Annotated in this window: 7 protein-coding genes; 1 reads left to right on the plus strand and 6 read right to left on the minus strand. The window is 51.9% G+C overall.

Annotated features, from left to right (window positions below; translation table 11 throughout):
- Nucleotides 1-277: 277 nt before the first annotated feature.
- On the minus strand, nucleotides 278-3,040 hold the full coding sequence (gene polA / locus VIR50_RS11070) for a DNA polymerase I (RefSeq protein ID WP_331935177.1): 2,763 nt from the start codon (nucleotides 3,038-3,040) through the stop codon (nucleotides 278-280).
- Between the two features lie 88 nt (nucleotides 3,041-3,128).
- Between polA and VIR50_RS11075 the strand changes: the two genes are divergently transcribed.
- On the plus strand, nucleotides 3,129-4,106 hold the full coding sequence (locus tag VIR50_RS11075; protein WP_331935178.1) for a polyprenyl synthetase family protein: 978 nt from the start codon (nucleotides 3,129-3,131) through the stop codon (nucleotides 4,104-4,106).
- Nucleotides 4,107-4,509: 403 nt separating this feature from the next.
- On the opposite strand, the gene deoC is transcribed toward VIR50_RS11075, so the two are convergent.
- From deoC to VIR50_RS11100, 5 genes are all read right to left on the minus strand, one after another.
- Nucleotides 4,510-5,451, minus strand: a complete 942-nt coding sequence (deoC, locus tag VIR50_RS11080) for a deoxyribose-phosphate aldolase (RefSeq protein ID WP_331935179.1) — start codon at nucleotides 5,449-5,451, stop codon at nucleotides 4,510-4,512.
- Nucleotides 5,452-5,476: 25 nt separating this feature from the next.
- Nucleotides 5,477-5,797, minus strand: coding sequence for a nucleotide pyrophosphohydrolase (locus VIR50_RS11085; RefSeq protein ID WP_331935180.1), 321 nt, complete (start codon nucleotides 5,795-5,797; stop codon nucleotides 5,477-5,479).
- An 11-nt stretch (nucleotides 5,798-5,808) separates the two neighbouring features.
- Complete coding sequence (gene dtd, locus VIR50_RS11090; RefSeq protein ID WP_331935181.1) at nucleotides 5,809-6,261, minus strand: D-aminoacyl-tRNA deacylase; 453 nt, start codon at nucleotides 6,259-6,261, stop codon at nucleotides 5,809-5,811.
- Nucleotides 6,262-6,364: 103 nt separating this feature from the next.
- Entirely contained in the window at nucleotides 6,365-8,212 is a 1,848-nt protein-coding gene (uvrC, locus tag VIR50_RS11095; protein ID WP_331935182.1) for an excinuclease ABC subunit UvrC, read from the minus strand.
- Nucleotides 8,213-8,504: 292 nt separating this feature from the next.
- On the minus strand, nucleotides 8,505-8,688 hold a 184-nt coding region (locus VIR50_RS11100; RefSeq protein WP_331935183.1), incomplete at its 5' end, for a phosphoribosyltransferase family protein.

Here is an 8,688-nt window from a genome sequence, read left to right on the forward strand (position 1 = left end):
TGATTACGGCCCTTTCGTCTTGCGAAAGGGCCGTAATCATGTGCTCATAGCAGGCTTTTGAGGGAGCGAAAGCAGGCCTTTGGGTGGCTCATAGTGGGCTTTTAAAAAGGCTGAAAGAGTGGCTTTCAGCCATCATCGGACCAGTCTGACAAGTCTGACCAGTCAGACTGGTCCGACCTTGAGCGCAACTTTAGCAGCGGCTTTGCCGCCCTTATCCGCTCAACCGGGGGGCTTTGCCCCCTCAACTCCCCAACTGCCGCAGGCCCGACCTGTGGCCTTAATGTGCCTCAAGCCAATTGTGGCCCCATCCGGCGTCGGCCGTCAGGGGCACGCTGAGGGCATAAGCCTGCTCCATTTCCTCCATGACGATGCGCTCCACCTGCTCCTTTTCCTCGGGCACAACGCTGAAATTGAGCTCATCGTGCACCTGAAGAATCATCTTTGAGCGTAGCTCTTCGGCCTTGAAACGCTTGTATATGCGCACCATGGCCAGCTTGATGATGTCGGCCTCGGAGCCTTGTATGGGGGCGTTGATGGCATTTCGCTCGGCAAAACCACGCACCGTGGCGTTGCGACTGTTGATGTCGGGCAGGTAACGGCGGCGGTGGAAGATGGTCTTGGCGTAGCCTTTTTGGCGTGCTTCCTCCTTGGCCTGCTCCATGTAAGCCTTTACCTTGGGGAAAGTTCTGAAGTATCCGTCGATCAATTCTTTGGCCTCACCGTTCGATATGTCCATTCTTTGGGCCAAACCAAAGGTCGTTATGCCATAGATAATGCCGAAGTTGGCTTGCTTGGCCTGCTTTCGCTCGTCTGAAGTAACGTCTTCTATGGGCTTGTGCCATATCTTCGCGGCCGTCGCGGCGTGGATGTCGAAGCCCTCGCGGAAGGCCTCTATCATGTTCTCATCGCCCGACAGATGGGCCATGATACGCAGTTCTATCTGACTGTAGTCGGCTGAGAAGAAAAGACAACCGGGCTCGGGGATGAAGCATTTGCGTATTTCCTTACCGTCATCGTCACGCACGGGAATGTTTTGCAGGTTGGGATCGCTCGACGAGAGGCGTCCCGTGGCCGTGATGGCTTGGTTGAACGAGGTGTGGATGTGGCCCGTGCGGGGGCTGATGAGCTTGGGAAGAGCGTCGACATAGGTGCCGAGCAACTTCTTAAGTCCGCGATAATCGAGTATCTCGGCGATGATGGGGCTCTTCTGACGCAGCTGTTGCAGCACCTCCTCCGACGTGACATACTGACCCGTTTTGGTCTTCTTGGGCTTTTCTATGATCTTCATTTTGCCGAAAAGGATGTCACCTACCTGCTTCGGACTCGATATGTTGAACGATTCGCCGGCCAGTTCGTAAATGTGCTTTTCTAATTGCAAGAGTCGTTGATTGAAGATTTCGGACGTCTCGCTCAACGCTTTCGTGTCGAGAACCACGCCCGTCAGCTCCATGTCGGCCAAGACCTGAACGAGTGGCATTTCGATATTGTGGAACAAATCCTCCACACCCAACTCCTTCAGTCGCGGCTCGAGAATGTTTTTGAGCTTAAGAGTGATGTCGGCGTCCTCGGCCGCATACTCGTAGACGTCGGCCGGTGACAAGTCGCGCATCGACTTCTGACCGCGCCCCTTTGGCCCTATGAGCTCATCGATGTGGATGGTTTGGTAGTTCAGATATATCTCCGCCATGTAGTCCATGTTGTGATGAAGCTCGGGTTGGATGAGATAATGGGCGATCATTGTGTCGAAGAGCGGACCCTTTACTTCGATGTCATAATGTCGAAGCACCTCAATGTCGTACTTGATGTTTTGCCCCACCTTCATGATTGTGGGACTTTCATAGAGCGGTTTAAATATATTGACGGTTTTTAAGGCTTCTTCACGATTAGCCGAAATGGGCACATAAAATGCCTTTCCCTCCTCTACGCTGAAGCTCAAACCTACCAATTCGGCCTCGATAGCGTTGGTTGAAGTGGTCTCTGTGTCCAGACTGAGAATTTCATTTGTAAGAAAAAAGTCACAAATTTCACGCATTTGTGCTTCTGTATCAATGAGTTGATAGTCGTGAGGGGTAGTTTTAAGGGTCGAAAAATTGGCGTTTTTTGAAACAATCGGCCCATCGTCGGCGTTTTCCGCAAAGAAATCGAGCTCTAAGTTTGCGTTTTTTTGCTTTTGTTCAGGCTTGTTTAATATTTTGTTCGTTAAGCTCTTAAATTCAAGTTCGGCGAAAATTTCGGCCAACTTGTCCTTGTCCGGTTCGGTAATCTTCAAATCGTCGAGCGTCACGGTCAAGGGAACGTCGGTTCGGATGGTGGCGAGGAACTTCGACATCTTGATGTCTTCCACGGCCGCTTCGACCTTTTCGCGCATCTTGCCCTTGAGTTTGTCGGTGTGGGCGAGGAGTTCTTCCACGCTGCCAAACTCATTGATGAGTTTCGCGGCGGTCTTTTCGCCCACGCCGGGACAGCCCGGGAAGTTGTCGGCCGAGTCGCCCATGAGGGCCAAGAGGTCGATGACTTGGGTGGGAGAGGGTATGCCGTATTTGGCCTGAACCTCATCGGGACCGAGCGTCTCGTAGCCTCCGCCGTGTTGGGGGCGGTACATGTAGACGTTGGGACGGATGAGTTGGCCGTAGTCTTTGTCGGGGGTGAGCATGTAAGTGCTTATGCCTGCCTGCCCGGCTTGGGTGGCCAAGGTGCCTATGATGTCGTCGGCCTCGAAGCCATCGGCCTGCAATATGGGTATGCGAAAGGCCTTGAGAATGTCTTTAATGATAGGAACACTGAGCTTGATGTCCTCGGGTGTCTCCTCGCGCTGGGCCTTGTAGGCGGGGAAAGCGTCGTGGCGGAAGGTCTTGCCGTGGTCGAAAGCCACGCCGATGTGGGTGGGTTGCTCCTTGGTCAGCACTTCGTTGAGCGTATTGACAAAGCCCATGACGGCCGAGGTGTTCAATCCTTTGGAATTGATACGGGGCGAACGAATAAGGGCATAGTAGGAACGATATATCAATGCGTAGGCATCTAAAAGGAATAATTTGTGCATCTTATTTTGGCTTATTTGCCGTAAAATTAGTAAAATAATATCATATTATCCCGATAAATTATTAATTTTGTCACAAATTTACGATTGAATGGACTACCTATCTCTTATTCAACAGCCCATCGAGGCCGAACTCTCAGACTTTATTTTCTTATTTCAGGCCTCGTTAGACCATCATGATGGCATGCTGGGGCAGGCCCTTAACCACATTAAGGCTAAGGGAGGCAAGCGCATGAGGCCCATCCTGATACTGTTGATGGCCCGCAATTTCGGGCAGGTGAGCAGCGTCACGCAGCATGCGGCCGTAGGTTTGGAGTTGCTCCACACGGCAAGTCTCGTTCATGATGACGTGGTAGATGAGAGCAGTGAGCGCCGAGGTCAGGCCAGCGTGAACGCCACTTACAATAACAAGGTGGCCGTGTTGGTGGGCGATTACATTCTGTCGACAGCCTTGCTCTACGTTTCGCGCACCCATTCGGAGGTCATAGTACGCTATTTGGCGGAGCTTGGCCGCACCTTATCGGACGGAGAAATCCTCCAACTTACCAACATTCAGAACCAGCAAATATCGGAAACGGCCTATTACGAGATTATCAAGCGCAAGACGGCGGCCCTGTTCGAGGCCTGCGCGGCGATAGGAGCGGAGAGCGCCGGAGCCGACGCCGAGGCCGTTGAGGCTGCCAAGCTATTTGGGCAGAACTTAGGTATCATGTTCCAGATACGTGACGATATTTTCGATTATTACGACGCTTCAGAGATAGGAAAGCCCACGGGCAACGACATGGCGGAGGGAAAACTGACGCTCCCCGTTATCCATGCGCTCAACAGTACGGGCGACGCTGCCATGATGGAGTTGGCCCGCAAGGTGAAGGCTCGTATGATACAGCCCGATGAAATCGCCCGTTTGGTGGCTTTCACCAAGGCCAATGGCGGCATAGAATACGCCGAGAAGCGCATGCGTGACTTCCACGCTGAGGGGCTGGTTTTCATTGATCGCTATGTCAGCGATGACGCTATCCGCCAAGCCCTCACGGCTTATCTCGACTTTGTGATAGAGCGGAGGAGCTGAGAAATCACTTAGCCGGAGGGGTAGGAAGAGCTGTCTTGGCTTTCAGACGGGTCGGACGGGTCGGACCGGTCAGACCCATCCGACGCTAAAGAAATACTTAATGAAGAAAATAATAATGGCCCATCGCTAATCAGCGATGGGCCATTAATTTTATGAAAGCGGCTATTTTGATAGTTGATAACGGCTATTAGGCTGGTTGGTATCGCTTTTTTTGCCGGCTGATAGCAGGCCTTTTAGCTGCTAAAAGCAGCCTTTTCATCGGCCGAAAGCAGCCCTTTCATAGCCCGAAAAACCTGCTATTGCTAACAACTTGTTTACTCGTTAACTCGTTTACTTGTCAACTAAACCATCAACTTGTTAACTCGTCAACTTGTCAACTCGTCAACTCCCGCAAGGGAAAGGCTTAGAAGTACTTCACTTCCTTGCCCTCAATCTCGCTCAGAAGGAGGTTAGCCAAGCGGCTGGTGCCAAGGCGGAGCCATTTGTTGGTGAGCCATTTCTCGCCTAAGACCTCTTTAACGATGGTGTAGTAGGTGAGGGCGTCGTTGACCGTATTAATGCCTCCGGCGGGCTTAAAACCAACTTGGCGACCCGTTTTATCGTAGTATTCCTTGATAGCTTGGCACATTACGTAGGCAGCTTCGGGCGTAGCGCTTACTTTCTCCTTACCCGTGGAGGTCTTGATGTAGTCGGCTCCGGCGTACATACTTAGGATAGAAGCCTTCTTGATGTCGCTCATGGACGGCAGACAACCCGTCTCCAAGATGACTTTCATGTCGACTTCATCGCCACAAGCGGCCTTCAGTTCACTGATGTCGTCGCACACTCCCTCGTAATCACCACAGAGATACTTGCCTACGGGCATGACAATGTCGATCTCATCGGCGCCATCTTTCACGGCCAAAGCTGTCTCGGCAACCTTTACTTCGATGAGCGCTTGAGAGGAAGGGAACGAGCCCGATACGCAGGCAATGTTCACTCCGTTGACCTCAAGCGTGTTCTTTACGGCCGCGGCGAAGCACGGATACACGCAGATAGTGGCCACGTGGGGCAGTTGGGGATAGTCGTTGTCGAAGCGGTTCACCTTCTCCGTGAAAGCCATCACGCTCTCGTCATTGTCCGTATTCTTCAGTGTGGTCAGCTCAATGCTGCCAAAGAGGAATTTCTTTACGTCGAGATTGTCGTTCTGGGGCAGTTTCTCGGCCAGTAATTGCTTCACTTCGGCGGCTACCTGCTCGTCGTTCAACGTGCAATCATACTTGCTCAGGGCTTCCTGATACTTGTTGTTTTCCTCGTTCTTGCTATCGTTGATGTCATTCATCACGATGTCTTTAATTGTTCCCATAATGTTTCTTGTTTTATAGTTAATATTAAAGTTTAGGGTTTTCCTTATGTCTTGTGGCGTCGCGGCGGGTCTTTTTGTCAAAACTTTTCTGAAGTTCGGCGGTCAGATCCACCCCCGTTTGGTTGGCCAAACAGAGCAATACCCACATCACGTCGGCCATTTCCTCGCCCAAATTGGGCTTTTCGCCCGCCTTGAAACTTTGGTCTCCGTAGGTGCGAGCCATCACTCGGGCCAATTCGCCCACCTCTTCGGTGAGGCAGGCCATGTTGGTCAGTTCGCTGAAATAGCGCACGCCGTAGTCCTTAATCCATTGGTCTACAGCCTCTTGAGCTTCCTTTATTGTCATAATCGTAGCGTTTATTCCTTGTTCTTTGTATCCATGGCGATGGTTACGGGGCCGTCGTTGACGAGTTCCACCTTCATATCGGCGCCGAAACGGCCCGTCTTCACCGCTTTGCCAAGGCTTTCGGAGAGCTTTTGGCAGAACGATTCGTAGAGCGGAACAGACACCTCATGGCGGGCCGCACGCAGCCAACTGGGCCGATTTCCCTTCTTATAGCTGGCGAAAAGGGTGAACTGTGACACCACCAAAGCGTCGCCGCCAACCTCGAGGATGGAGCGGTTCATGACGCCGTTCTCATCGTCGAAAATACGTAGGTTGGCCGTCTTGCGCACCAGCCAATCCACATCCTCCGTCGTATCGCTTTCCTCCACGCCCACGAGGATGAGCATGCCATGGGCTATGGCGCCCGTTATCTCTCCGTCGATGGTTACCGACGCACGGTTCACTCGTTGTATAATGATTCTCATAAGATATATAATCCTTTAGTAATCAATGGTTTATAAAAATACAACTCGCCCGGTTTCGTACCGTCTGGTGGGTTTTTTGGTCATAAAAGGCCATGCTTTTATGTCAATCGACCGACGGCTCCTGAGCTGCCCAATGGGCTTTCAGCAGCGCCGCCTTGGCCGTTCCCACCACTTGGGCGAGGGCCTCGGCGTCGGCTTCTTTCATGCGTTTAACGCTCTTAAAGGCCGCCATGAGCGCCTCACGGGCCTTGGGTCCGATGCCTTTGATGTCCTCTAACTCGCTGTGAAGCTGATGTTTAGAGCGCTTGTCGCGGTGAAAGGTGATGGCATAGCGGTGTACCTCGTCCTGAATATGTGTCAAGACATGGAACAGTTCGCTCTTCACGTCGACGGCAATGGTGTGCGGCGGAAAGCCGAAAAGCAATTCGTTGGTGCGGTGGCGGTCGTCCTTGGCCAGTCCGGCGATAGGGATGGCGAGCTTCAATTCGTCTTCCACCACCTCACGCACCACGTTCATTTGGCCTATTCCGCCATCGGTGATGATGAGGTCGGGCAGGGGTGTGCCTTCCTCCATCATGCGGCTGTAGCGTCGGCGCACCACTTCCTGCATGGAGGCGTAGTCGTCGGGCCCCGTAACGGTCTTGATATTGTATTTCCGGTAGTCTTTTTTCGAGGGTTTCATGGCCTTGAACACCACGCAACCGGCTACGGCGTCGGTGCCCGAAATGTTGCTGTTGTCGAAGCATTCTATCTGATAAGGCAGCTTCGGAAGCCGTAGTTTCTGCTGCAATTCCTTCATCAGACGGGTCTGTTTTTGCTCCGGATTGAGCTTTTCGGCCTGCTTCAGACGGTCAAATTTGTACTGTTTGCCGTTCATTTCGCTCAGGTCGAGCAGGTGTTTCTTGTCGCCCCGTTGGGGAATAAAGAACTCGGCGTCCTTCAGTTTCCACGTCATTTCCATCGGGACGAGTATCTCCTTGGCCTTGCTGTTGAAGCGTTCGCGTATCTCGGGGATGGCCGTGATGAGCAGTTCCTCGTCGGTTTCGTCGAGTTTTCGCTTGTATTCAAAGGTGAAACTCTGGTTTATCGTGCCGTTCTTCACGTGGATATAGTTGATGTAAGCGTTCTTGTTGGCGTCATCATCCACGATGGTGAACACGTCGACGTCGTCAATCGTATAGCTGACAACCTCGCTTTTCGACACAAACTCGTTGAGAAGCACGTACTTACGCTTGAGTTCCTCGGCCCGCTCGAAGCGCAACAGCTCGGCGTTTTTCATCATCAAATCGTACAGCCACTTGCTTACTTGGCGGGTATTTCCCTTCAATATCTCCCTTGCTTGGCGCATATTCTCCTGATATTCCTCGTAACTTTGCTTGTTAATGCAGGGAGCGCCGCAGTTGTGGATGTGATATTCCAAGCATGGTTTGTATTTTCCGGCCGCTATTCCCTCCTTTGTGATGGGCTGGCGGCAGGTGCGTGGCTTGTACAAACGCTTGATCAGCTCCAGCACGGCGTACATGCTGGCTATGTGGGGGTAGGGCCCGAAGTAGGTGCCATAGCGCTTGTTGATGGTTCGGGTCTTGAAAATACGGGGGAAATACTCGTTCGTCACGCAAATGCTGGGGTAGGTTTTGCCATCCTTCAGCAGTACGTTGTAGCGTGGGTTGTACTTTTTGATGAGACTGTTCTCAAGCAATAAGGCGTCTTCTTCCGTGTTTACGACGGTGTAACTGATGTCGTGAATCTTCGATACCAGCAGTTTCGTCTTGTAGCGGTCCACTTCTTTATGGAAATAACTCGACACACGGCGCTTCAAGTTCTTGGCTTTACCTACGTAAATGATGACATGCTTGTCGTCATAGTACTGATAGCTGCCCGGCTTCTCGGGCATGCTCAGCACTATGTTCTTAAGGTAGGCCAGTCGCTTTTCGTTTTCTTCTTTGGTCACAGTGTGTATCTCCTTTATTTACAAGTGGTTTAGAAGATTTTGTTTCACGTGAAACAAGAACCCCGTATGTTTACTTCTGCTTTTTAAAAGGCCTGCTTCCGCCTTATGAAAGGGTAGCTGTTGCCTTGTCAAAGGGCTGCTTTGAGTCTGCCAAAAGGCAGCTCTTGTTTAGCCGAAGAGCTGCTTTGGTTTTGGTAGGGGATAGTCTTGCTGCCGGCAAGGTACAGCCTTGGTTATGAAAGGGCGTTGCCTTGGTGTTGGCAAGGAGCAGCCTTGGTAATTTTGCCTTGGCTTAGAAGTCGAGCAGCGAGGTTATTTCCACCTCCTTGTCGAAAATGTCTCGGCTGTGGGGAAACTCGCTCTTGAGTTCTATAATGAAGTTGGCGTACACCTTCTTCGGGCCAAACTTGCGTACAAGGTCGCAGGCCGCTTTCATCGTTCCGCCCGTGGCGAGGAGGTCATCGTGGAGCAATACC

The sequence above is a fragment of the Prevotella sp. genome (assembly GCF_036570325.1).
Taxonomy (GTDB): domain Bacteria; phylum Bacteroidota; class Bacteroidia; order Bacteroidales; family Bacteroidaceae; genus Prevotella.

What these genes read in the sequence shown, in the direction of transcription:
- VIR50_RS11085 (WP_331935180.1), bottom strand. Translation starts at nt 5,797, where the DNA reads ATGACAATAAAGGAAGCTCAAGAGGCTGTAGACCAATGGATTAAGGAC.
- VIR50_RS11075 (WP_331935178.1), top strand. Translation starts at nt 3,129, where the DNA reads ATGGACTACCTATCTCTTATTCAACAGCCCATCGAGGCCGAACTCTCA.
- polA (WP_331935177.1), bottom strand. Translation starts at nt 3,040, where the DNA reads ATGCACAAATTATTCCTTTTAGATGCCTACGCATTGATATATCGTTCC.
- deoC (WP_331935179.1), bottom strand. Translation starts at nt 5,451, where the DNA reads ATGGGAACAATTAAAGACATCGTGATGAATGACATCAACGATAGCAAG.
- dtd (WP_331935181.1), bottom strand. Translation starts at nt 6,261, where the DNA reads ATGAGAATCATTATACAACGAGTGAACCGTGCGTCGGTAACCATCGAC.